Here is a 23,709-nt window from a genome sequence, read left to right on the forward strand (position 1 = left end):
GCACCTACGTTTTCCGACATTTTCTATAATCCGTTGCATGTTCAGTCAGGGGTGTTTTCACCGGCGACGAGACCGGCTGCCTGTATCCATGAGTGCATTTCTGGGCCGCGTTCCTCTTCTTTAAAGCGATAATCATGTTTGCGGATAAGTTCTCCCAGTTGCGCATCGAGGCGTTTCAGGCAGGTCAATTGGACCTGGCGCAGGCGTGTCGTCCAATCGCCTGGAACTTCGGGGGTCTTTAATTCATTTGCCAGACGAAAATGTTCCAGACAGAGTCCGGTGGTGGATGAGAAGCGCTGGTAGAATTCGTCGTCCAGCAGGGCCTGGCGGAGAGTATGGATAGTGCGTTCCTCGGCCAGGGCTTTTTGTTTACAGGCAGGACAGATCTGTTTATGCTGGATTGGTCTGGTCTCGAAGAGACGGTGCAGCAGATTTCCTGAGGATGAAGGCTGTACATTTTGTTGGAGCTGGTCGATCATATCAGAGAGAATATCCCGATAGGCTTGCGCGACCGGCAAAGTAGCTCCCATGCGTACCAGTTGCCAGGTGTGTTCATGGCAGAATCCTCGCGTATGGCGTAATTCTTGTCGAATATCGATATTCGTGAACAATTCATATTTCCAGGCATCGAGATAGCGATGAACGCTTTCCAATGCTCCATTACAAAGGAGACATCCTTCCTGGGAACAGGCACTTAGCAAAGCCTGGTACTCGCGTGTTTTTACCATATATCACAACCTTTTATGTTACAACCTTTTGATCTGTTATTCGTCTATGTACTAGAAGGCACCTTTTTTCTGAGCAGGTGCTAGCGTAAGTATCACGAAATGGTTATACTGTATTGAGATACAGTCAGAAATGTTCTTTGATTGTGGCTTGCTCCGTTAGTCGGGTTGAATGGGTTTGATGAATACTTTTACTGATTACTATGAACTGCTTGGCGTCACTGCTGATGCGCCGCCAGAAATGGTGAAGGCAGCCTTTAAGAAATTAGCGCTACGCTATCATCCTGATGTCTATAAAGGCGCGGATGCGAATGAGCGTATGAGCCAATTGTTGCAAGCTTATCAAATCCTGAATGATCCTGCTACGCGCAAACAGTATGATGCCCGGCGCTCGGAGCATCTCTTAGACGGCCACGTTCCAGAGCATGTTTCGGCATCGACTTCGCATAGTGGATCAGCAGCGCCTCCCGCGCAATCTCATCGCTCGCAGAAGGGAAGTACCGTCTCTCCCGGAGCGCGACGTGATCGACAACGGCATTATGATTTTCCCGCCTTTCCTCCTGGCAAACCAGTCAATATTCATCTGGTTGATATTGATTATGCACTCTCCGCAGATGAAGCGCAACAATTGCGCAGCCAGGGGTTATTACGTGGAGTCGCGCACAGCACAAAAGATCAACAGTATTTTTGTCACCGCTGCCATCATCGTTGGCGCGAGGAACGGGTTGGAGGATCGCAGAGAGCCCCGCGCTATTGTCCTAAATGTCATGCCCTGGATTGGCCTGAGTACCTGCTGTTGCGCTGTATGCACTGTCGCGCTGTATTCGAAAGCGAACAGATCCGCTATGAGGTTGGCAGCTATTCCTATGGTGGGGAGCATGGCGCTGACAAAGGCGGGCTCTGTCCACCGTATGAGCTTTTCCCTCTCTGTCCCTATTGTGCTACGGCGCGCTGGTCCGCAGCTGAGGATGCACGTGTCAGCGACTTACGGCAAAAAGCGGATCGGCGTGCACTAGCCCTGCGCCTCCTCTGGATCAGCGTCTTTGTGATTATCTTCATCCTGCTGTTACTCTTCCTGTCAGGTCGGTTCTAATCCTAATCCTTAAAAATGCTGTATAATCAAGGAAGCGCTCTGTCGATAGGAGAGAGCGTTGGGGCGAGATGATCGTACAAGTCACGGGAGCATCGGCCTATGCTGTGCTGTGCTGTGCTTCGTGCTCTGCCCACTTTTTCCAGTATTTTCGATTAAAGAACAATTAGATTTTTGTGATCAGGAGGGGATTATGGCTTTGTGGGAGGCAGGCGTGCCTGGTGGGATTTATCCGCCGGTGCCGACGTTTTTTACCCGTGATGAAGAGTTGGACGTGGTGACGTTACGACGTCATATTCGACGCCTGGCTGATAGCGGTATTGCTGGCTATGTGTTGATGGGCTCCAATGGCGAGGCTGTACATCTGACGGAGGATGAGCGTTTGCAGGTGTTGGAGGAGACCAGGGATGTACTGGATGGCTTGCGGAAGCAGATGCCGTTGATTGTGGGCTGTGGTGCTCAATCTACCCGGCAGACGATTGAGCTTTGCCTGCAAGCGGCCTGGCATGGCGCGGATTTCGTGTTGATCCTGCCTCCAGCCTATTATCCAGGACGGATGGATGAGCGAACATTGCACAATCATTATCGTGCTGTGGCCGATGCCAGTCCTGTCCCTGTCTTGATTTACAATATGCCCAATAGCGCGGCTGGCATCAATTTAAAGGCGGATTTTATTTGTTCCCTGGCACAACATCCTAATATTGTAGGGGTCAAAGATAGCGCTGGCGATGTCGCCAAGTTAATGCAGATCGTGGCGCAGGTTTCATCTGACTTTCGCGTCTTTGCCGGGAGCGCTGATGTGATTTTGCCCGCTTTGATTGGTGGGGCTGTAGGAGCTGTCGCGGCATTAGCCAATGTCTTTCCACAGGCCGTATGCCGTGTTCAAACGCTGGTGGAACAGGGACTGCTTGAGGAGGCTCGTTTGTTACAGGGCCGTTTGATACCGGCTAATACGGCAGTGACAACGCGCTTTGGGGTGGCAGGTCTGAAGATGGCGTTGGAACATACCGCTGGCTATGGTGGCCTTCCTCGTCAGCCTCTGCTTCCCTTGACTGCTCCAGAACAGCATAGCTTGCTTGAGATTATTACCACCGTTCCCGCTGAGGTATAAATTTCATCTTCTCTCTCCTGGCATTATTTTACGACTGTGAAAGGGAGATGTTGTATGAAAACCTTGTTGGCACATGCGGTAGTGCTGGCCCAGTAGACGTCGACTGAACCAGGTCCGATGCCTCCTGGTTTATAGTAGAAATAGGCGTTGGTTTGTGTCAGATAGGCTGCTCCGGTTGGCGCGGCGGCGGCGGCGTAAGGAATGACCTGTTGGTTGATTGTCCATTGCAGACAGACTGCTCCACTATAGGCTGCTTGCTGAATAGTCATCGTAATATAGACTGGCTGCCCGAAGTGAAATATGTTGGCGGTTTGTACTGGTTGACCTGTGCCGGTGTTTACAGAACTTGCCAGATTGATATTATGAATGTATGAACCGGCTGCGGCTACCGAAGGAGTCGGCGTTACCGATACGGTAGTTGGCGTTATGCCTGGTCTGTGTGATGTATTGGTTGGCTGGATGATAACTTTCGGCCCGTTGGTGCTGCTGGATGCTGCCGCCTGCTCATTGGTTGCTGGCAGATTCTGGGCCATGATAAAGACAAAAATCATAATCAGTGTGGCTGCCATGAAACACATGCCCGCGACAGTGTAACCCAGGCGCGTTTTGGGACGTTGTGATAATGAACCACCGCTTTGAAGATAGGGTAAGGACGGAGAATGTTGTGATGATGTTTGAAACGGTGGGGGCGTAGCTGGTAGCGGAAATGGATTATGAGCGTGTCCTTCCCATATTGGCTGTTGCGGCGTTTGCCATTGATCCTGATAGGGATGCGGAGTCTCTGTAAATGCTGCATGCGCAGACGATATGGGTTGAATACCAGCCTGTGGTTGTGTTTCTCGATAGGTATCAGGCGTGGTGCGTACTTCTTGATCGGCTACATCTGCTGTGTTTGCTGTCGCGCCTCCCCAGGTCTGTGGACGACCATTTTGAGGATAGGTCATGACGGGAGCAGCAGCAGCAGGGGGTGTGTTTGCTGCGTCCTGGCTTACATGGGTCAATCTGACCTTTCCAGCCGCTCGCAAACTTGATGTTCCAGATGATGCCCCACACCGTGGACAAATAGTACGCGATGGAGAGAGCGGCATGTCGCAATGTACGCATTTCATAATTATAACAAAACCTTTATATCAAACAACAACTACACAACATGATCCCGTCCGGGCCTGATTTCCCTGCAATGCCATACGTATGAACACGTGCTTTATGGAAAATCCCAGAGAAACGTTATCTATAAGACGAAGCAGGGAATCGCGTAGTAAAAAAAAACAGTTGAGTAGGAGTTTTGGGATAGTACAATTGGCTGTGGGAGTAATCACCAAAAATTTGCAGTCGGTGGCCGTACCTTGACACTGATAGATAGCCCAACTAAAATACGTTACATGGACAAAGTATGATGGGTGGTAGATGTATGGCTATTATAGTGTGGAAAGAAGCAGATTAGGAAAAAGGCATGATATTAAGCGACAACGTAGAGCAAGTATTACATTCTGATATAGTCCGCTTGCAAGCGTGTCTGCAGCGTGTCTCTGGCGATAGTTCTGGACCTGAGGAAGGTAGTGATGCATGGCTTCTGCTCAGCGCCTTGATTGGTAATGACGGTGTCACAGATCAATCCTTTGTGGAGCGTTTTGAGCAGTCGGGGCGCTGGCTAGCCGAGCAGGGAGGCAAGCTGGATGGCCGGCTACATGGTTTGCAGCAGTACATTGACGCCTTTGTAACTGAGCTGAACGATATATTCCACGATCAGCCACAGATGTTGGCTGAAGCCACTACTCGCCTTTCTCAGTTACAATCTTCCAGCGCGATTGCGCTGGCTCGCGGCTATCAGGGTGTGACAGATCAATACAAGGTTGACAGCAGCCATACCACGCAACAATTGGAGCATCGTTTGATTGCGTTACAGCGTATCAATGGCGTCAGTAATTCTGTGATGGATCTGGATCAGACATTAGAGATTACAGCTCAGGCGGTCGCGGAAGAATTACATGTCGAACTTTGTTCCATTTTCTTTTATGATGAAGTGCAGCGCGTCCTGACCTTGCGCGCCACCAATGGCCCTCGTCCTCTGGGGGGAATGCATTTTACCTTGCGTCTGGGTGAAGGATATAGCGGTTGGGTAGCGGACAAAGGGCGTCCATTATTGGTTGGCGATGCGTTGGCGGATGCGAATTATGCCTCCGAGGCTCATGCCTATCCAACTGATCTGCATGGCTTGATGGCGTTACCGATAATCTTCTTTGGGAGTGCCGAACGTTTAATTGGTGTGATCAGCGTGCAATCCCTTGAGCCACGCGAGTTTACTCGCGATGAGATCAGTTTTGTGGAAGTGGTGGCTGGTATTGTCGCGATCAATATTGAAAATGGTCGTCTTTATGAACAGACAGACGAGCAATTGCGCCGTAAGGTGCATGAACTAGCCACTATTCATCGCGTATCATCGATTATTGCCTCCACCCTCAATCTGGATGAAGTGCTGCAAATTATTACCACGCAGGCTGTTCATCTCTCAGGTGCCGAACGCTCGTGCATTTTTGAACTCGATCAGGAAAGCCAGAAGTTGCATGTGCTGGCGCATTATGGATTGAATAGCAATCTCGCCTCTACGATTCAAATTGGGGTTGGGCAATGCTGTGCTGGTCGCTCAGTACAGACGGGACGACCAAGTATGGCGGTAGATTGTTTCCAGAGCGATGAATCGTGTTTCTTGCGCAATGATCCTTTTGTCTCTTCCGAGATCCACTCGGTCCTGTGTGTGCCGCTGAAGGTCAAACAGAAGATCCTGGGTTGCATTTGTATCTATAGCAATCATCGCCATCTTTTAAGTCCAGAGCAGATGCAGCTAGTGATTACCTTTGCCAATGAGGCCGCTATCGCAATTGAGAACGCCCGTTTGTATGAAGAGACGCGCCGTGGTTCTGAATTGAAGTCGGTCTTGTTGCGTGAATTGCATCATCGTGTGAAGAACAATCTTGCCACAGTCGCCGGTATTCTTTCTCTCCAGCGCCGCCGTACCAAATCGCCAGAGATTCGTGCCACGCTGGCTGAGAGTGTCAACCGCGTACAAGGATTGGCCTCCACGCATGATCTCCTGGCGCATGAAGACGTCAGTGAAGCCCGGGTGGATGAGATTGCCCGGAAAATTGTGGGTGTGGCTCATACCAATCTGTGCCCACCGGACAAACGTATTACCTTTCAGGTTGATCCCAGCCCGGTTGTGATTCCTTCACGTGCCGTAACGGTTCTGGCACTGGTCATCAATGAGATGATCTCTAATTCGATCAAGCATGGTATGAAAGACAAAACAGACGGGGCAATTGTGATTCGTGGGCGAGAGGAGGATGGGACGGTAATTGTGCAGGTTCTCGATGATGGGGTTGGGCCGGATTTTGAGGTCTCTCTTGGAGAGACGGCCGAACGCAGTTCCGATGGTCTGGGCCTCTCGCTGATTAAGAATCTGATTGCTGATTTACATGGGAAATTCTCATTGCGACGCGAGATGGTTACCTTTACCCTCTCTGGCCGTAATTCACAGGAAGAAGCAGTTCCTGTTGAACGCACAGTCTCCGAAGTACGTTTCCCACTTACCAGACATAGCCATTCATAAAGTTTTTCAGGCAGGATTGTCGTTGGTGGATAGTTGCTGAGGTGATAGCTAATGTATGATGCAACACAAAAAAGAAGGATTCTTATTGTAGAGGATGAGAGAGCTATCCAGCAGGTACTCTGCTTCTTTCTGAGGCATCATAATTTTGAGGTTATGGCAGCCTACAATGGTCAGGAAGCAATGCGGATGATTCCAGATTTTCAGCCTCATCTCATTATTCTCGATCTGATGATGCATCCCGGCTCTGGTTGGGATGTGTTGCAATGGTTGCGACTCAATAGTTTGATGCCCCGTATCCCTGTCCTGGTTGTGAGTGCGCTTGTACACCTTTCGGAGCAATTACACGGCTTTGAGGAGGGGGCTATCGAGTATGTAACCAAGCCTACGCAGCCCAGCGTGCTGGTTGAGCGGGTATGTAGCCTGTTGGAGCTTTCTATCGAACAGCGTATGGTATTACAGCATCAGCGTATGGAAGAACAGCGTAAGAGGCTCAACCGTCTTTCCGCTCCCCAACCCGATGAATTTGTCTATTGATGCAGCCATATCGTGCCCTATCAAGTAAATTTCGTAATGCAGACTCAACTTTCCCTTCTACCCATACGTAGAATTAGTAGCACTCACCCTTCACGGGTAATACCGTTTCAATACGAGGAATGATGAACAAAAACGGAAGGGTATTCGTACCCCTGAAATGGTGCCCAGGCATGGTGTCGAGCATTGGGGTGAGATGTTGATACGAGACGAGGAAAGCGCACCTCGGCACGCACCTACACTTCTCTCCAGTGGAGAAAAACATCTTATCTCGCTCCGCAGGCGATAGAGATAGGTAAATAGGGTAGTCCGTGTTTACATGGATAGATTGAAGAGAGAGGCAGTTTATGGCAAATGTAACACATACAGAGCTGATCCCGCGCCGTATTTTGTTTGGGAATCCTACCAAGGCCAGCCCGCGTATCTCGCCAGATGGGAAGCACCTGGCGTATCTGGCACCGATGGATAATATACTCAATGTCTGGGTTGGTGAGGTTGGTGGACAGGAGTTTCAGCCAATCACCAAAGATAGCGAGCGTGGTATTCGTTTTTATTTCTGGGCCGCCGACAACAAGCATATCTTGTATATACAAGATACTGGCGGTAATGAAAACTGGCGTCTGTATGCAACTGATTTGGAGACGCATGCGACACGTGATCTTACCCCTTTTGAGAACGTGCAAGTACAGATTGTCGATCAGGATAAGCATTTCCCCAATGAGCTACTGATCGCAATGAATAAGGAAAATCCCCAGGTTCACGATGTCTATAATCTGAACCTGACCACCGGCAATTTGACGCTGGTGGCGCAGAATCCTGGCAATATCGCTGGTTGGGTGGTCGATACGCAATTCAAAGTACGCGGCGCTATGGCAGCCCGCGAGGATGGTGGTATCGATGTGTTGGTACGCGATAACGAGGAGAGCGAATGGCGCCATATCCTGGGTTGGGATTCAGATGATGCCCTGACCAGCGGAGCTCTGTCCTTTACCAGAGATGGGCAGTCCCTCTATATTCAGGATTCACGCAATGTCAATGCGGGACGTCTGATCCGCCTTAATCTGGCAACGAATGAAGAGAGCGTAATTGCTGAGGATGCGCAGTATGATGTCGGGGCAGTTGTTATTCATCCTGATACCTATGAGATCCAGGCAGTCTCCTTCAATAAAGATCGTGTTGAGTGGCAGGTATTGGATGAGTCAATCGCGCTTGATTTTGATCGCATCCGAGATATTCACGAGGGGGATTTCTCGATTGTGGGGCGCGATGATGCCGATGAGAATTGGGTGGTTGCCTTTACCGTAGATAACGGTGCGGTTCCTTATTATGTCTATCATCGAACAGCGCAGAGTGTGGACTTTCTATTTGACAATATGCCCGAACTCACTACCTATAAACTGGCGCATATGGAACCCATCAGTTTTCCCGCTCGCGATGGCCTGGTGATCCATGGTTACCTCACGCTTCCGGTAGGTGAGCAGAGCAATCTTCCGCTCGTCGTGGATGTACATGGTGGTCCATGGGCACGTGATAGCTGGGGATTTAATCCTGAGGCCCAGTGGTTTGCCAATCGCGGCTATGCCTGTTTACAGATCAATTATCGTGGCTCAACCGGGTATGGGAAAGAATATCTAAACGCTGGCGATAAAGAGTGGGGCCGCAAGATGCATTATGACCTGCTGGATGGTGTTGAATGGGCCATTTCCAGAGGGATCGCTGATGCACAGCGGGTTGCCATTTATGGTGGCTCGTATGGTGGTTATGCCGCGCTGGTTGGCGCTACCATGACCCCGGATGTGTTCCGCTGTGCTGTAGATATTGTTGGACCCAGCAATCTGATTACCTTGATCAAAACCATCCCGCCCTACTGGTCTACTGCGCTGGCCTCATTCCAGAAACGGGTTGGCAACGCAGATACAGAGGTCGAGTTCTTGCAATCCCGCTCACCTCTCTTCCATGTCGACAACATCAAAATTCCGATGCTGATTGCTCAGGGTGCCAATGATCCCCGTGTCAAGCAGGCGGAATCGGAACAGATCGTTGAGGCGATGAAGAGCAAGGGTATTGCCTATGAATATATGCTTTTCCCAGACGAAGGTCATGGCTTTGCCAAACCAGAGAATCGGATTAAGTTCTATGCTGCCGCCGAGAAATTTCTGGCGCACAATCTGGGTGGAGACTATGAAGAGTAGCCTGCAATCCTGAATCATCCCGAACTTTTGAAACAAACGTTCGCTACAATGGGAGTGCAGAGGGCGAAGCCTTCTGCCGGGGTGTGGGGAGTCCCCACATACTTCTTTTCCCCTTTTTGCATGCCGCCTGCGGCGGCGCGAGGAAAAAGAAAAAAGGGCAGGGGACACCCCTGCCACCCCGGCAAGGGACGGCGAGCCCCTTGCAACCTCGCTTGCGGAGCGGATTGAAGTGGATCGAATGCCTGTTCGAAAAATTCGGGATGATCCATATGCTTGGAAAATAGGACATAAAGGCATGCGGTGAGAGACAAGAAGCAGGCATAAATAGTACACCATACCCATAGGTGTGAAATGTTACCTGGACTGGCGTTCTTCATTGTAGAAGGGCGATGCTCAGTCGATGTCGTTGAGATCAACAGATCGTAGTTACCTGTGAGCACTTCTTATTGATCCCTTTGATCCTTGCGCGACAACGAAGGGGTATCCTTAACGATATCCCCTGCGAGCAAAAGGCGGCCAGCCACCACAAAATAGCACCATGACACAAGCGAATGGATGGTGTATAATGTAGCCGCTAACAGTAGCCTACTATTAGAGGAGTTCACGCCGATGAACGGTGACATGATAGGTCGTGTCATCAAAGGTCGCTATAAGCTTATTGACGAACGTGGACGTGGCAGCTTTGCCACCGTTTACATTGTGCGCGACCTGGAAGATAACCGTATTTGCGCATTAAAAGTCATGCACCTGGAGCTTTCAAGCGATGATGAACTGTTAGCTCGTTTTCAGAGAGAGGCACATATTCTTTTAAATCTCAGTGATCCACATATCGTGCGTATCTTTGATTATGGAAATGACAACAATATGCACTACATTGTAATGGATTATATCGATGGACAAAACCTGAAATATCATATGATTAATCAAGGGGCCATGGAGCCATTACATGCGATTGACTATGCGCGGCAAATTGCTGAAGGGCTGGATACAGCATACAAGCAAGGCGTAGTGCATAGAGACATAAAGCCACAAAATATACTCATTAATAGCCAGAACATAGTAAAAATTACCGACTTTGGTCTTGCCCGCGGTCGGGACACTGTTACACTGACGCAATCGAATGTATTTATGGGAACTGCCTACTATATTTCGCCCGAACAGGCTGAAAGTGGGCGCTCAGCGGATACTCGTTCGGATCTTTATTCGGTGGCTACTGTTTTGTTTGAGATGTTAGCTGGTCGTCCTCCATACGAAGGGGATACAGCGGTAGACATCGTTATCAAACAAATCAATGACAAGGTTCCATCTATTTGCCGCTTACGGCCCGATTTGCCGCCAGAAACGGATGCGTTCATGCAAAAAGCGCTGGCAAAAGCGCCTGCTGATCGTTTCGCTACGCCGCAGGAGTTCATTGCCTCGCTTGAGCTGCTCACGCAGCTCATGCCACGAGATATACGCTCCGAGGCTGGGAACCGACCTGTCAGCAAGACGCCAGCACCGGCGCCTCAGGTGAAAGAGGCACGTATCATCGTTCTTTCTAGTGGGCTCATCACGCCTCTCAAAGGGGAGCAAATGGTTGTTGGTCGGCAAGATCCTACCCTGGGCATTTACCCTGAGATCAGCCTGGCGGATAAAACTGTAGGACGAAGGCACGCATATTTGCGTAACCAAAAGGGAACGTATACCGTTGAAGATTTGAATGCTCTGAATAAGACGCGTTTAAACGGAGTAATCTTGACACCACACGAGGAACGCACCCTCAAAGATGGAGACGTTTTACGCTTTGGGAGCGTCGAGGTACGTTTTGAATTGCGATAATAGAAAGACAGCTTTTTAGGTTCAACTTTAAAATGATACGAATACAAAGTAATATTGCGATCGCAGTGGTGTGAATAGCACTAAGTCGCAGTTGTAGGGGTACCCGTATTCCGGGTGCCCGATTCAGATCGGGTGGCAGCACATCGCGTCTGCTCTGGCAAAACCGGGCCAGACAATACCAGCGAGATTTATTGCCGCCCCTACGCTTAGAGGGGTGAACTGTTATGAGAGAGCCGAATCTCACAATCCTGGCAGTAATGGGCAGCCTTATCTCGACCCCATTCATTGTCGGAGCTATTGTCGTCCTTGCCATTATCATGGGTCTTGGGGGTCTTTTCATTTTGCGTAGCGGCAAGAAAAATCCTGTCAAACCGCCTATCTCTGCCAGTGGTACCAGCGATTGGCAGCGCCAGGGACAGCCTGGAGTTGGCGCTGCCTGGAATCAGAATCAGCAGGGGTCAGCCGCGGGATGGAACCAACAACCCGGATCATCCGCAGGGTGGAACCAGCAACCCGGACAACAGCAGCAGGCGAATAGCTGGAATGCTCCCGATATGGCGGGTCAGCAAAATAGCTGGGCTGGTCAGCAGCAAGCGGGCGCGAATGCCTGGGGTGCTGCTCCTGCCCAGCAGCCTGCCTGGGGTGCTGCTAATGCGCAGCCGCAGCAACCAGCGCCTGCCTGGGGACAGAACGCGGGACAACCAGAGCAGCCGCAATGGGGACAGAATCCCGCGCAGCCCGCAGCGAATAATTCCTGGAGTGGTATAAATCAACCGCCACAGCAGCAACCATGGGGCAATCAGAACGCGGGTCAGGCCCCCTGGGAAGCCACCGCGCCCGCGCCACAAGATCCCTGGAGTCAGCCACAGCCTCAGTCACAGCCACAAAGTGGATCTGGTCAGCAATGGGGAGTTGCACCTGTTCAGCAACCACAGCCTCCCACCGCCTATGGTAATCCGGCCAATCCGGCTAATCCAGCCTGGAATCAGCCACAGCCACAGACACAAGATCCCTGGGGAGCTACTCCCAGACCACAGAGCGGCAGTAATTTTGGCAGTCCTGCACCAGCGCCTGTATCACAGGCCCCATCATGGCAGCAGCCACAGCAGCCAGGACAGGATAGTTATGGTCAATATGCGGCGAATGGAGCTGATAACGATAAAACGATGCTGCGCTCTCCTGGAACGCAATCAGGTGGTGGCATAGGATATGTCCGTGTGGATGAAGGTAAAGAGCCTGGTCGCATCTATGAGATCCGCAAAGAGTCACTGAGCATGGGCCGTAGCCGTGAAAGTGATATTTTCCTTGAGGATCTGGCCGTATCGCGTTTGCACGCTTCGCTTGTCAATATGGGAAATGGGAGTTACGCACTCAAGGATGAAGGTAGTGCTAATGGAACCAAGGTCAACGGGCAGTTGGTCAATAAATTCCAGACCTATCCATTGCAAGAGGGAGATCGTGTCCAACTTGGCCAAACCGTCCTTGTCTTTGCCAAGAAATAAGTGGAAACATATCTCGTATCAGCACCATTGCAAATCTATTCTACGCTCGCATAACAGCGCCATTTAGAGAGGGAAAGGGCCACGAAGGAGTTTGCCAGAACCAGACGCAACATAGGTCTACAGGTATGACAACCCCTTACGTGGCCCTGGGACATAATGCAGCAAGACGATCTGATTGGAACAACGCTCGGCAATTATCGCATTCTTGAGACACTTGGGCAGGGGGGAATGGCTCGAGTGTATAAGGCACATCAGGAAAATCTGGGGCGCGATGTCGCTGTAAAGGTTCTACCACCCTGGTATGCCGCTGACCGTAGTTTCGTAGAGCGCTTCAATCTGGAGGCCAGATTAGTTGCGTCGCTTACGCACCCCAATATTGTGACTGTTCATGATGCAAGCGAACAGAACGGTCATATTTATATTGTCATGCAGTTTGTAGATGGTGGTACCCTGAAGCAACGTCTCGATAACTTACTGCTTGAGAGACGAACCATTGATAATGTTGAGCTCATCTCCATCTTTACGCAGCTTGCAGATGCGTTAACCTATGCCCATGCGCAGGGAGTCATTCATCGGGATATCAAACCCGTCAATGTCCTGATGGATCGTTCGGGACGTCCGATTTTATCTGACTTTGGGATTGCCAAAGTGCTGGCCAGCACACAGGCCAATCTAACGCGTCCTGGGGCGGGTGTTGGCACGCCTGAATACATGTCACCAGAACAATGTCAGGGAGGCCCTGTGGACGGTCGTGCGGACATCTACGCACTGGGTGTGATGCTCTTTGAAGCTCAAACTGGACGCACTCCCTTTGTTGGCGACAATTATCCCGCCCTGGCGCATAGTCATATTTACGAGCAGCCACCGCGACCAAGATCCTTGAATCCAGCCATTCATCCAGCGATTGAACAAATTATCCTGACGGCCCTGACAAAGAATCCGCAGCAACGTTATCAAACAGCTCGCGATATGGGTGAGGCGCTTAATCAAGCATTAGCAATCATCCACAATTCAGCGCCATCAATCAACAATAGTTACCTGGGGCAGGCGATAGGAGGGCAATTTTTGCCTGCGCACCTGATGCCGCCACATATCATATCACCGCTATTCCAGCCACCCACGCCGCGCACACCAACTATGGTAGATAACCGTCAGAGTATGCTCTACACCTGTTTTAACTGTCAGCATCTCAACAAACCGCAGATGCGCTACTGCACACGTTGTGGCTACTTGCTAAACCAATGTACCGTCTGTGGTGAGCGCAATCCTGTTGGCAATCGTTTTTGTACCGCATGTGGTCAACCACTGGCTATTTAAGCCTGTTGAACGTAACGGTATTCAGCATCCCGTCTCTTCATGCTAATTCCCGAGCATGGATTGGTAGGCTTCGTAGGTCTGACGAGCGATCTGGGCCTGAGTATAATGATCCAGAACGCGTTGTCGGCCGCGCTGTGCCAGGGTCGCGTAGAGGTCGGGATCATCCAGAAGCTGTTGAATACGTCGGCTGAGTTCACGTGCATCACCTTCCGGAAAGATCAGACCCGCATCAGCGATCACATAGGGAATCTCGCCGCTGTTAGAGCCAATCACAGGTGTTTCGCAGGACATTGATTCTGCCAGCACGCGACCAAATTGCTCGGTCCAATTGGGACGTGAGAGTGAAGGAAGGATAAAGGCATCCAACTTTTCCATCTCGCCCGGCACTTGAGCGGTAGGAACGCCCGGCTTGAAGATCACACGGTCGCTGACACCCAGACGCCGCGCCTGCTCTTCAAGGATATTTTTCATCGGTCCATGCCCGACAAAAACGACCTGGCAGTAGGCTGGAAGATAGGTCAACGCTTCAACCATCAGGGTAAGACCCTTTTCTTCTTTGAGGCGACCGATAAAGCCGAAGCTGAAGGGAGCGTCGCTGGCACGAGGTGTGCGGGTCTGGCTACGCTTATAAATATCGGTATCGAAACCAAATTGAGGGATGATACGAATGACACCTTTGTAGCCTTTGCGTTTGAGTACTTCAGCGGCGTCACGATTGCCAGCCAGCGCCAGCGCGGCATGGCGATAGTTGTAGCCTTCGATCTGGCGAAATGGTGGCGGATAGTTGCGATAAAGATTTTGCCAGGTGAAGAACAGGGCGCGTGCCTGCTGCTTGTGTGCTAAATACATGGCCTGCAGCGTTGCCAGATTGTACGGCTCCTCGTCGATATGGACAATATCCGGTCGCACCTCTTGCATGATCTTACCCAGTTGGGGATAGTAGTGCCAGTGAAATTTGCCGTTGAAGGCAATAGGTGTCTCAAGCATGCGATAGCCGCTGGTATAGAGGCGTTCTAGCATCTGCTTACTACCATCATCGCTTTGCCAGTAGGGAGGAGTCGCCAGGGTTAACTCAACATCGGGAAATTTCGCAATCTCTTCCAATTTGCGTTGCGAAGTGCCCGCAACCAGGGCTTTAGAAATCATCAATACACGCATAGTTGTTCTTCTTACTTCTTCCTTTGTGCCAGAACCGTTTCATAGACCGCCAGGGTTTGTTGTGCTGCCCGCACCCAATCAAAGCGTCTGGCTTGCTGAAGTGAACGGGCACAGAGATCAGCCCGTAATTCAGGATTAGTGAGCACGCTATACATAGCCGCTGCCAGCGCCTCGGTATTATCTGGATCGATCTGCAGGGCCGCGTCACCAACGACCTCTGGTAACGAGGTTCGATTTGAGCAGACCACTGGTGCTCCACAGCCCATCGCTTCCAGAGGATCGAGTCCAAAGCCTTCATAGAGTGATGGAAAGACAAAGACGCTGGCACCGCTATAGAGTGCTGGCTTATCTTCTTCCTCAATAAAGTGATAGACAATGCGCTCACTGATGCCCAATTCCCGCGCGAGCGGTCGTGGATCTGGAAAGAGTGGCCCCTTTTTCAAATCGGGATTGCCTGCGATCAGCAGTTGAAGAGTAGGATCGTTGAGCTGGGCTGTCAGGTGTGCAAAGGCGCGTATCAACTGCAGTACGTTTTTGCGCTGATCCAAACCGCCAAGATAAAAGACATAGCGTTCCCCAATGCCATAGCGTGCCTGTGCTGTTGCGATTCTGGCTGGATCAGTGACTGGTTGATATTCCTGGCCCGCAGCTTCATAAATCACATCAATCCGCTCGGCGGGAATGTGGAGCGCATCGATGATATCTTGTTTGGCATGCTGGCTGGGAGTAATGATACGGGTCGTATGTCGGGCCGCACGTGCCACCAGATTGTTATATGCTTTGATTTTTCCGCTTGCTTGATAGGCTGGCAAACGGAGTGGGATGACATCATGGATGGTCACGACTGTTGGCGTCAGCGGGAAGAGCGGTGGCGCAAAGTGTGGAATGTGATAGAGATCAACCTTTTCACGCCGGGCCGCCAGGGGGCCGCTGAATTGTTCCCAGAGCACCTTTTCGATGTTCTCAGACTTCGCGGCTGGCGCTGGCACAGGCCGGGCCAGATAAGGATATTCTGTGACTGGCGGATGAGCTAGCGGCTGTGGACCGAGCAGGACATATTGATTGTGGTGATCCACTTCGGCCAGGGCCTTCAACAAATGGATGAGATATTGACCACTCCCAGTCGCAGGAAACTGGAAGAAATGTGCATTGACGCCAATTTTCATAGTATAATTTCTGCCTTCTCTGCAAAGTTTTGGGTGCCCGCATGGACCTGTTGATAGATGCTCAAGAGCTTCTGTGCTGCCTGTTCCCAGGTATACTGCTGCACGCGTTGATAGCCTTTCCGGCGCAAATCTTCACGGAGCGGCTCATCCTGTAAAATGCGCGTGATGGCATGGGCCAGTTCATCCACATTGTGAGGATCAATCTGTAGGGCCGCGTCTCCCACTACTTCTGGCAGGGAGGATGTGTTTGATGTAATCACGGGCGCGCCACAGGCCATAGCCTCCAATGGTGGAATGCCAAAGCCCTCAAAGAAGGATGGAAAGGCAAAGACATCGGCCATGCTATAGAGTGTGATCAGCTCGTGATCGGTGACACGTCCTAAAAAGCGCACTTTCTGCTCCAGCTTGAGCTCGCGCACCAGTTGCTGCGTTTCTTCATACAGCCAGCCAGTACCGCCAGCGATAGCCAGCAGCGCCGGACCCCCTTTTTGCTTCTGTGCCTGATAGAAAGCCTTGATGAGATTCTTATGGTTCTTGCGTGGCTCTTGCGTTCCTACTGCCAGCACTAAGGGCTGTTTGAGCTTGAACTTATGGCTGGTGGCTGCCAGTAAGATTGGATCAGTAATACGGCGGAAATAGGGCTGTACCCCGATTGGTACGACCGCCAGTTTTTCGGGCGGCGTATGGAAATGCTCAATCAAGGTACGGCTCACCTCGCTGGAGACGGTCACAACGACATCCGCCGCCGCCACCGCTTCTGGAACGACTTTACGGAGATAAGAGGATAATTCCGGCACGGCGTATTCTGGATGCTCCAAAAAAGCAAGATCGTGAATAGTGACCACTTTGCGTACATGCTTATCGAGTGGAGGCAAGACAAAATCTGGTCCATGATAAATATCTGCTGGACCAGTAAAGAGCGTCGCAGGCACGGGGACGCGCCATCGGTACCAGAGAATATTGACATAACGATCCGGCAACCAGAGATGGCGTCCACGGAGATTGTCGGCATGTGGAAATGGACGCTCCGTTGAGGTGCGTCCACTGGTAAGCAATGTGTAGCGGTTCTCGGTATCCTGAGCGAGCAGTGCGGCAACGAGGTTACGTACGTAGGCCCCGATACCCGCTCCCTGTCGAATCGCCGCTGTATAGTCAATCGCAATACGCATGAAATTACCTTTGTACTGGTGATGCTTCTTAGCCGGGAGGCCAGGTCATGTCGCGGCCACCGAGGAGGTGAAAGTGTAGATGAAAGACACTTTGTCCTGCTTGTCGTCCGACATTGGTCAAGAAACGGTAGCCCTGTTCCACCCCTGCCTGGCGCGCCACGTTTTGCGCGGCTGCAAAGATAGCGGACATCACAGGCTCATCCTCTGGTGTTAGCTCTGCTATTGAAGCGATATGGCGTCGTGGAATGAGCAGAACATGTACCGGAGCTTGAGGATTTGTATCCTTAAATGCGACCACTTCATTGTCCTGATAGACAATTGTGCTCGGAATTCGACCATCTGCAATTTTACAGAAGATACAATTATTATCCATGTATAACCTCAAAAACCAGATGGAAGAGCTGTTGAGACAGGATCATCCACCTGGCTGGTCTGGCTAGTTCATTAAAATGACCACGAATGATTTAATCCTTTTCTGAGGTTGAGTTGACATCCGTCACAAGCTCTGGCTGTAACGTATGCTCGCCTGCAGACACATCCTCTGAAGGTTTCTTCTCCTCCGACTTTACCTCATCCTCAGCATGCGGCTTGTCTTGCGATGTGACTGTCTGTTCCGCTTTTTCATCTGCTGCTATTTTAGCGGCAGCGGCTAATTTTTTAGCGGCGGCAGCTTCTTTTTTGGCCTGCTGCTTTTTGATGATTTCGGCAAGCTCTTCTTCATGATAGGAAGGATCATTATATTGTGGCAAATTTAATTCAACACGAATAGTTTTGATCGCTTGATAGACTGTACCTGGTTTCAAGTCTATCGCCTCGGCAATCAGCTTATGCACGCCAACGGGTGGAATGGGCAGATACGGCTCATACGTCTTCTTAATACGCTCTAGTTCTTCCTGGCTGCCTTTGTAGGTTTGGATCTCCCACCAGCTAGGCATATGCTGGCGATCACGTAAGTTTTTAATAATCGTTTTGACTGCTTTTTTCGGAATGCTAAATTCTTTCGCAATCTGCGTACGGATGCCATCGAATTCTGTTGGTTGTGCCAGGGCTAGATAGCGCTCTTCAACCCGGGTAATCTGCTCAGGTGTTGGCTCAAATGGCGCTGGTGGTGGTATTTTTTCGCGCCTGGGCTTTGGTGGTGCTGCTGGTTTGCTCGGACGCTGCTTTTTAAATGGTTTAGTGCCGCCCTGAGGACCACTTTTTGCCCAGGGTTTTGGGCCACTACGGGTAGGGCCACCTTCAGTGGGTGGTCGATAGCTTTGGGGTGGACGTTGTCCTGGTGAAGGTGCAAGTCCACCACCGTTGCTGACATGGTATGCCCCAGGCCCATAACTCCGTGCATCGCGTTTCGTATTGGGACCAGCATTAGCTGCGTTATAGTTGGGGCGATAGCCTCCTGAGCCTCCTGGTCCCGCATTGCGATCTCTTTGTACAGGAGGTGCCACTTTAGGGCGTTGTGGTGGTTCGTCTGGTTGTCCCACTTTCACATCAGAAAGATTATCGAGCCATTGGTTAGTTCCCCCCTGGCCCTGTTTCGGTTTTGGTTTGGGTGGTACGACAGGTTTGGCAACATTCTGAACCCCAGAACCTGCAATTTTATTTGACACGGGTGGCGCGTTTTTCGTCGCCAATTTTTCTTTTCTGGCTTTTTGCGTGCAATCAGGGCAAGTCACTTCTCTAGCATTAGCCGACTGAAACCACTTGCCACAGGTAATGCAGCGCATTTTTGTTTTGCTCATGCGCGAACTCCCCTGTACTGTCGAAATTTTGAATGTTAAATTATGCGTCGGAATGCACTTCTTAGTATATCAGGTTGTCTTGCACATGTCACCTGGATAGGAAGCACATTGAAGGGCTTGTAGTAGCTGTACTTCTTAGTACTTTCTTCTCAGGTAGTGTTTCAGTATTTTTCTAATTCTTCTGAAATTGGGAGCAATTTCATGGTTCAGGGTGCTCCGTTAGGAGTATGGGCTATTTGTTGTGTTTTCCTGCTGTTTGAAGAAACGTTCAACATCGCGAATATTCATGGTACGAGGGGCAGGTGGTAAGGCGTTGAGCACCATTCGTCCATACCCTTTGGTATGCAAACGCGTATCGAGAATCGCCATCACCCCTCTATCTTCACGCGTCCGTAGCAGACGGCCAATGCCCTGTTTGAGGCGCAGGACCGCCTGGGGCAGGACATAGATGCCAAACCAGTTCTCACCCGCTGCTTTCATATGTGCGACACGTGCCTCATGGACTGGATCATCGGGCGGATCAAAGGGGAGTTTGTCAATCACGACCAGGGAGAGCGCATCACCGGCAATATCCACTCCTTCCCAGAAGCTTTTCAGGCCAAAGAGTACAGCATTCTCCTCTGCGCGGAAACGGCGTGTGAGCTCAAGCCGCGACATATCGCCCTGTTTAAGCAGGGGATAGGGCAGATGGGGGGCCATCCATGTATAGGCTCCTTCGAGGACACGCTTACTGGAGAAAAGCAGGAAGGCGCGCCCATGTGAGTATTTGACCAGCCGATACATTTCAAGCGCCAGATCATGGATATATTCCGCCTCGCCCTGACCAAAGGTGGGTGGTGGAAGGTGACGTGGGGTATAGAGCAGGGCGTTGTTTTCATAATCAAAGGTCAGAGGCAAGATGTTTTCAATGACATCCGTACGCTCAATTGGATCTAAGCCGATGCGGCGACGGAAATAGGAAAAATTCGGCCCCTTCTCTTCTGGCCGAGCGGGATTGGGTCCAATCGTTGCCAGGGTCGCTGATGTACTGATTACATTGCATTTATTGAAGAGGCGCTCTTTAAGCCACTCGGTCACATCCAGCGGCGCTGCCGAGGCCTGTAGTACCGGTCCGCGTGCTGATGAGTTCTCGGCGCGTTCTATATAATAGACAAATTTGTCACGCTCTGCGACCGAAAAGACAATGCGAATATTTTCAGCCAGATTCTGGACACGCTTGAGCAATTTATCATAAAGCTGTCCCTCTTTCTCTGGCAGCTCTTTGGGACGTTGTTTGCGCATTGAATCGCCCAGGTCTGAAATGGCTGTAGCCAGATGCAGACCTTCTTCAAGCGGTATTTCGAGATTGGCGCGTCCTTTAAAGCCAAGATTGATTCCCTGTTCGAGACGTTGCCAGAGTACCTGGGCGGCGCGCATAGCATCATCTTGCAGGGTCAACTGGCTATGCGTTTTAAGCGCACGCTGGGCCAGCAGTGTCTGGATCTGGGCTGGATTAATCGTGATCGTAAAGGAGCGGGTTGCCTCTTCTTCTAAATGGTGGGCTTCGTCCAGTACGATCAGATCGCGTTCAGGAAGCAAGAAGCCGCCGATGGCAGCATCAAGCAGTAAAAGTGTATGATTGACCACAATGATTTGCGCGGCCTCCGCATTTTCACGCATTTGACGCACATAGCAGTCATCGAAGAAGGCGCATTTTGACCAGGCACACTGATCACTATCTGTAGCAACCCGCCCGCGTATATCAGCGGATAATTTGAAGCCGAGCGTTTCGAAATCTCCATTGAAATCCAGGCCAGTTTCAGGATCATGGATAAAATCGTAGAGATGCTGAAAATCTGTGTTTTTGGTATACAGCTGCATCCCCATGCGTTCACTTTCAACGCGATCCAGACAAATATAGTTGCTGACACCTTTGACCAGGGCCGCCTCAAAGTGCTTGATATGCTTTTGGACAAAAGGGATATCTTTATAAAAGAGCTGTTCCTGCAGGGCTTTATTGGCAGTACTGATGATCGCAACCTGTCCCGAGCGCACTACCGGTACCAGATACGCCAGGGATTTACCGGTTCCTGTCGCAGCCTCAATAATGGCCGGTACTTTTTTGCTGATTGCACGTGAGACCAGCGTCGCCATCTCAATCTGAGCGGGACGTTCTTCATAGCCGGGCAGGCGGCGTGACAGCACGCCACCCTGGCGTAGATCTTCGGCCACCATCGTGACCAGACGCGAATCTTTGACCGGAGCATCATCTAGATTTGCTTCCTCAGCCTGCTCTATTACGCGCGCCGCCACATCCAATGGTAGCAGATTGTTTCCAGCCTCTTCATGCTCGATGATTGGCAAGGATTGGGCTGGGCCCTGGTTTTCATCCTCCTTATCCACCGTAACTTCCACTTCAGCCTCTACCTGTTCGGTCTTTTTTTTGCGTTTTGACGGTTTCTTCGCGGTTGTTTTTTTCTCGGCTGTTTTCTTTGTTACCCGTGTGATTTCTAGCGGTAATGGCCCTGTATCTGGCAAATCTGCTGCTGCTGCTGGTGCATCTTCGAGTGCTGCTGTTGGTAGTTCATCAAGAATAGTTGGTACTGTTATAGGCTGTGTCGTGACTGTTTTGTGAAGAACCGGGGCCGTGGGTACTGTCGCATGTCGGACTGGCGGGGTGATCGGCCTGGAAATTCCGAGCAGAGCATTCAAGTAAGCATCTGCGAACGCCTTGATATGAGGAAAACGCCGGGTAGGATCAAGGGCCAGTGCTTGCAGCAGGACCTCTTCGACCGTGGCGGAGATTGCGGAATTCAGGCTGCGCGGTGGTATGATGACTTCGTGCTGTTGTTGCTGAAGGAGCTGCGTACGGTCGGTGGCTGGATAAGGACGGCGTCCACAGAGCCATTCGTAGGTAATGACAGCCAGGGCATACTGGTCGCTGGCTCCTGTGAACTGGCCCTGGAGCTGTTCTGGAGCCATATAAGGGACAGCCGCAGTTTCATCCTCCAGGGCAGGTGTAAAGCCCGGTGGGGTTATCGCAAAGCCAGTCAGCAGAATCTCACGTTGCTTGTCGATCAAAATATTGCCAGGATGCAGGTTCCCATGTATGACGTGGAGGCTGTGGGCATAGCTCAAGGCATTTGCTAATGGTGATAAGTAGAGTCGGACATCTACCGGGGTGAGCCATGCGTCAGAGGTAAGCTCCAACTGTTCGTTGAGTGGTGTGCCGGTCGTGTGCTCGAAGACGAGATAGCCATAGTCGCCATCAAAATTAGCTTCTATAAGTGGAACAATCGTGCGAGCCTTTACCTTTTTGAGCTGCTTTGTGTGAGCCAGAAAGACAATCTTATCCTCTATAGCCGTAAGGGGAGTCGTAAGCCTTTGAATGAGGACATCTTTTTTACGATGTTTTCCTGAATACAAGGTGCTCGTAGAACTCTCATGCAGCAGTCCGGTGATATCATATAAGCCGAGCTGCTTAAGCTCTACCTCTGCCATTCTATACCTCTCGAAAATAGTGGATCTACATTTTGTTCATAGGTGTGCAGTATAACACAGGCCTGCTGTTAGAACAAATTTTATAAAGCTAGGAGTTGAGCCAGGAGCTTGACAGACGTATCCTGGTAGAGTATATATAGTGTATAATATACACTAACTGCAATTGAGATGAGAGTGCACGCATATACGCTTACAATTCTCACACTATATAATATATCTGCCATCGAGTAATGTCTAGTTTGTGATTGAGCGAGCGGGCAGTGGTTGTCTGGCGAAATGGAGAATGAGATACCTATGGAAGAGCACAGTGAAACGATTGGGAGTGGTAACAATGGGATTGGGAGTTTGGAAGAGACGCAAGAAATAAGGCAAAGACGTGCACTGGCGGAATTAGCGGAAGCTGAAGCTCATCACTATGATGTGAACAAATATGAACGTCCGTCGGTAACGGTTGATGTGCTCATGATGAGTTTGCGTCAGCGCGATTTACAGATCTTGCTTATCAAGCGTCGTTCGTGGCCTTACGAGGGAATGTGGGCGATTCCTGGTGGCTTTGTGATGATGAATGAGTCGTTGGAAGCGGCTGCTAAACGTGAGTTGCAAGAAGAAACAGGGGTGCAGGATGTGTATTTAGAGCAACTGTATACCTTCGGCGATCCTGGGCGTGATCCTCGCACGCGTGTGGTTACCGTGGTCTATTTTGCCCTGCTTGACTCTGAGCGCTTGCAGGTCCGGGCTGCCAGTGATGCCACGGATGTAGGCTGGTTCTCGGTGTATGAACTTCCACAACTGGCATTTGACCATCAAGGCATCATCGATTATGCCCTGAATCGCTTGCGCAACAAGCTGGAATATACCACTATTGCTTTCAACTTATTGCCAGATCATTTTACCTTGCGGGAGTTACAGAGCGTATACGAGATCATCCTGCATAAGCGACTGGACAAGCGAAACTTCCGCAAAAAGATATTATCGACCAATGTATTGGAAGATACAGGCGAGAAAAAAATGGAAGGAACGCATCGCCCGGCACGTCTGTACCGCTTCAATCCTGAAGCTGAGCATAAGTTATAACCTGGTCATCTGATCGATTTGTTGGCGGCT

At 50.6% G+C, this 23,709-nt stretch carries 17 protein-coding genes; 9 read left to right on the top strand and 8 right to left on the bottom strand.

The features are described from left to right. Positions 1 to 41: 41 nt before the first annotated feature. Positions 42 to 728, bottom strand: a complete 687-nt coding sequence (locus tag F1593_RS10540; protein ID WP_149401522.1) for a DUF6062 family protein — start codon at positions 726 to 728, stop codon at positions 42 to 44. A gap of 178 nt (positions 729 to 906) precedes the next feature. Here F1593_RS10540 and F1593_RS10545 point away from each other — a divergent pair, with 178 nt between their 5' ends. Together F1593_RS10545 and F1593_RS10550 are read left to right on the top strand one after the other, a co-directional pair. Further along, positions 907 to 1,818: a J domain-containing protein gene (locus F1593_RS10545; protein ID WP_172632034.1), complete on the top strand. Its 912-nt coding sequence runs from the start codon at positions 907 to 909 to the stop codon at positions 1,816 to 1,818. A 190-nt stretch (positions 1,819 to 2,008) separates the two neighbouring features. After that, positions 2,009 to 2,926 (top strand): dihydrodipicolinate synthase family protein, encoded by a 918-nt coding sequence (locus F1593_RS10550; RefSeq protein WP_149401524.1) that lies wholly within the window; start codon positions 2,009 to 2,011, stop codon positions 2,924 to 2,926. Between the two features lie 23 nt (positions 2,927 to 2,949). Here F1593_RS10550 and F1593_RS10555 read toward each other — a convergent pair whose 3' ends face one another. Next, positions 2,950 to 3,927, bottom strand: a complete 978-nt coding sequence (locus F1593_RS10555) for a hypothetical protein (protein WP_149401525.1) — start codon at positions 3,925 to 3,927, stop codon at positions 2,950 to 2,952. Positions 3,928 to 4,379: 452 nt separating this feature from the next. Here F1593_RS10555 and F1593_RS10560 point away from each other — a divergent pair, with 452 nt between their 5' ends. From F1593_RS10560 to F1593_RS10585, 6 genes are all read left to right on the top strand, one after another. Further along, the gene (locus F1593_RS10560) at positions 4,380 to 6,533 is read left to right on the top strand and encodes a sensor histidine kinase (protein ID WP_149401526.1); all 2,154 of its coding nucleotides are present in this window, start codon (positions 4,380 to 4,382) and stop codon (positions 6,531 to 6,533) included. A 51-nt stretch (positions 6,534 to 6,584) separates the two neighbouring features. Next, positions 6,585 to 7,067 (top strand): response regulator transcription factor, encoded by a 483-nt coding sequence (locus F1593_RS10565; RefSeq protein ID WP_149401527.1) that lies wholly within the window; start codon positions 6,585 to 6,587, stop codon positions 7,065 to 7,067. Between the two features lie 344 nt (positions 7,068 to 7,411). Then, a complete protein-coding gene (locus F1593_RS10570; protein WP_149401528.1) occupies positions 7,412 to 9,256 on the top strand; it encodes a S9 family peptidase in 1,845 nt (614 codons plus the stop codon). A 609-nt stretch (positions 9,257 to 9,865) separates the two neighbouring features. Further along, positions 9,866 to 11,074 carry a protein kinase domain-containing protein gene (locus F1593_RS10575; protein WP_172632035.1) on the top strand — a complete coding sequence of 403 codons (1,209 nt, stop codon included), beginning with the start codon at positions 9,866 to 9,868 and terminating at the stop codon, positions 11,072 to 11,074. A 224-nt stretch (positions 11,075 to 11,298) separates the two neighbouring features. Further along, complete coding sequence (locus tag F1593_RS10580; protein ID WP_149401530.1) at positions 11,299 to 12,576, top strand: FHA domain-containing protein; 1,278 nt, start codon at positions 11,299 to 11,301, stop codon at positions 12,574 to 12,576. A 156-nt stretch (positions 12,577 to 12,732) separates the two neighbouring features. After that, positions 12,733 to 13,893 (top strand): serine/threonine-protein kinase, encoded by a 1,161-nt coding sequence (locus F1593_RS10585; RefSeq protein WP_149401531.1) that lies wholly within the window; start codon positions 12,733 to 12,735, stop codon positions 13,891 to 13,893. 42 nt (positions 13,894 to 13,935) lie between these two features. Here F1593_RS10585 and F1593_RS10590 read toward each other — a convergent pair whose 3' ends face one another. The 6 genes from F1593_RS10590 to F1593_RS10615 form a co-directional block, all read right to left on the bottom strand. Further along, the gene (locus F1593_RS10590; RefSeq protein WP_149401532.1) at positions 13,936 to 15,051 is read right to left on the bottom strand and encodes a glycosyltransferase family 4 protein; all 1,116 of its coding nucleotides are present in this window, start codon (positions 15,049 to 15,051) and stop codon (positions 13,936 to 13,938) included. Between the two features lie 11 nt (positions 15,052 to 15,062). Next, positions 15,063 to 16,217 (bottom strand): glycosyltransferase family 4 protein, encoded by a 1,155-nt coding sequence (locus tag F1593_RS10595; RefSeq protein WP_149401533.1) that lies wholly within the window; start codon positions 16,215 to 16,217, stop codon positions 15,063 to 15,065. Continuing rightward, on the bottom strand, positions 16,214 to 17,386 hold the full coding sequence (locus F1593_RS10600; protein WP_149401534.1) for a glycosyltransferase family 4 protein: 1,173 nt from the start codon (positions 17,384 to 17,386) through the stop codon (positions 16,214 to 16,216). The genes F1593_RS10595 and F1593_RS10600 overlap by 4 nt, the downstream gene beginning before the upstream one ends. 28 nt (positions 17,387 to 17,414) lie before the next feature. Beyond that, positions 17,415 to 17,759 carry a histidine triad nucleotide-binding protein gene (locus F1593_RS10605; protein ID WP_149401535.1) on the bottom strand — a complete coding sequence of 115 codons (345 nt, stop codon included), beginning with the start codon at positions 17,757 to 17,759 and terminating at the stop codon, positions 17,415 to 17,417. 91 nt (positions 17,760 to 17,850) lie between these two features. Beyond that, positions 17,851 to 19,125 (bottom strand): hypothetical protein, encoded by a 1,275-nt coding sequence (locus tag F1593_RS10610; RefSeq protein WP_149401536.1) that lies wholly within the window; start codon positions 19,123 to 19,125, stop codon positions 17,851 to 17,853. Between the two features lie 219 nt (positions 19,126 to 19,344). Continuing rightward, positions 19,345 to 22,605, bottom strand: a complete 3,261-nt coding sequence (locus tag F1593_RS10615; RefSeq protein WP_149401537.1) for a helicase C-terminal domain-containing protein — start codon at positions 22,603 to 22,605, stop codon at positions 19,345 to 19,347. 294 nt (positions 22,606 to 22,899) lie between these two features. Here F1593_RS10615 and F1593_RS10620 point away from each other — a divergent pair, with 294 nt between their 5' ends. Beyond that, positions 22,900 to 23,679, top strand: coding sequence for an NUDIX hydrolase (locus F1593_RS10620; protein WP_149401538.1), 780 nt, complete (start codon positions 22,900 to 22,902; stop codon positions 23,677 to 23,679). The last annotated feature ends 30 nt before the right edge of the window (positions 23,680 to 23,709 follow it).

Source organism: Dictyobacter arantiisoli (genome assembly GCF_008326305.1).
In the GTDB taxonomy this organism is placed as follows: domain Bacteria; phylum Chloroflexota; class Ktedonobacteria; order Ktedonobacterales; family Ktedonobacteraceae; genus Dictyobacter; species Dictyobacter arantiisoli.

Bases quoted from the DNA above. Each gene is read 5' to 3' on its own strand.
- F1593_RS10540 (WP_149401522.1), bottom strand. From the start codon at position 728: ATGGTAAAAACACGCGAGTACCAGGCTTTGCTAAGTGCCTGTTCCCAG.
- F1593_RS10545 (WP_172632034.1), top strand. From the start codon at position 907: ATGAATACTTTTACTGATTACTATGAACTGCTTGGCGTCACTGCTGAT.
- F1593_RS10550 (WP_149401524.1), top strand. From the start codon at position 2,009: ATGGCTTTGTGGGAGGCAGGCGTGCCTGGTGGGATTTATCCGCCGGTG.
- F1593_RS10560 (WP_149401526.1), top strand. From the start codon at position 4,380: ATGATATTAAGCGACAACGTAGAGCAAGTATTACATTCTGATATAGTC.
- F1593_RS10565 (WP_149401527.1), top strand. From the start codon at position 6,585: ATGTATGATGCAACACAAAAAAGAAGGATTCTTATTGTAGAGGATGAG.
- F1593_RS10570 (WP_149401528.1), top strand. From the start codon at position 7,412: ATGGCAAATGTAACACATACAGAGCTGATCCCGCGCCGTATTTTGTTT.
- F1593_RS10575 (WP_172632035.1), top strand. From the start codon at position 9,866: ATGAACGGTGACATGATAGGTCGTGTCATCAAAGGTCGCTATAAGCTT.
- F1593_RS10580 (WP_149401530.1), top strand. From the start codon at position 11,299: ATGAGAGAGCCGAATCTCACAATCCTGGCAGTAATGGGCAGCCTTATC.
- F1593_RS10585 (WP_149401531.1), top strand. From the start codon at position 12,733: ATGCAGCAAGACGATCTGATTGGAACAACGCTCGGCAATTATCGCATT.
- F1593_RS10590 (WP_149401532.1), bottom strand. From the start codon at position 15,051: ATGCGTGTATTGATGATTTCTAAAGCCCTGGTTGCGGGCACTTCGCAA.
- F1593_RS10595 (WP_149401533.1), bottom strand. From the start codon at position 16,217: ATGAAAATTGGCGTCAATGCACATTTCTTCCAGTTTCCTGCGACTGGG.
- F1593_RS10600 (WP_149401534.1), bottom strand. From the start codon at position 17,386: ATGCGTATTGCGATTGACTATACAGCGGCGATTCGACAGGGAGCGGGT.
- F1593_RS10605 (WP_149401535.1), bottom strand. From the start codon at position 17,759: ATGGATAATAATTGTATCTTCTGTAAAATTGCAGATGGTCGAATTCCG.
- F1593_RS10610 (WP_149401536.1), bottom strand. From the start codon at position 19,125: ATGAGCAAAACAAAAATGCGCTGCATTACCTGTGGCAAGTGGTTTCAG.
- F1593_RS10615 (WP_149401537.1), bottom strand. From the start codon at position 22,605: ATGGCAGAGGTAGAGCTTAAGCAGCTCGGCTTATATGATATCACCGGA.
- F1593_RS10620 (WP_149401538.1), top strand. From the start codon at position 22,900: ATGGAAGAGCACAGTGAAACGATTGGGAGTGGTAACAATGGGATTGGG.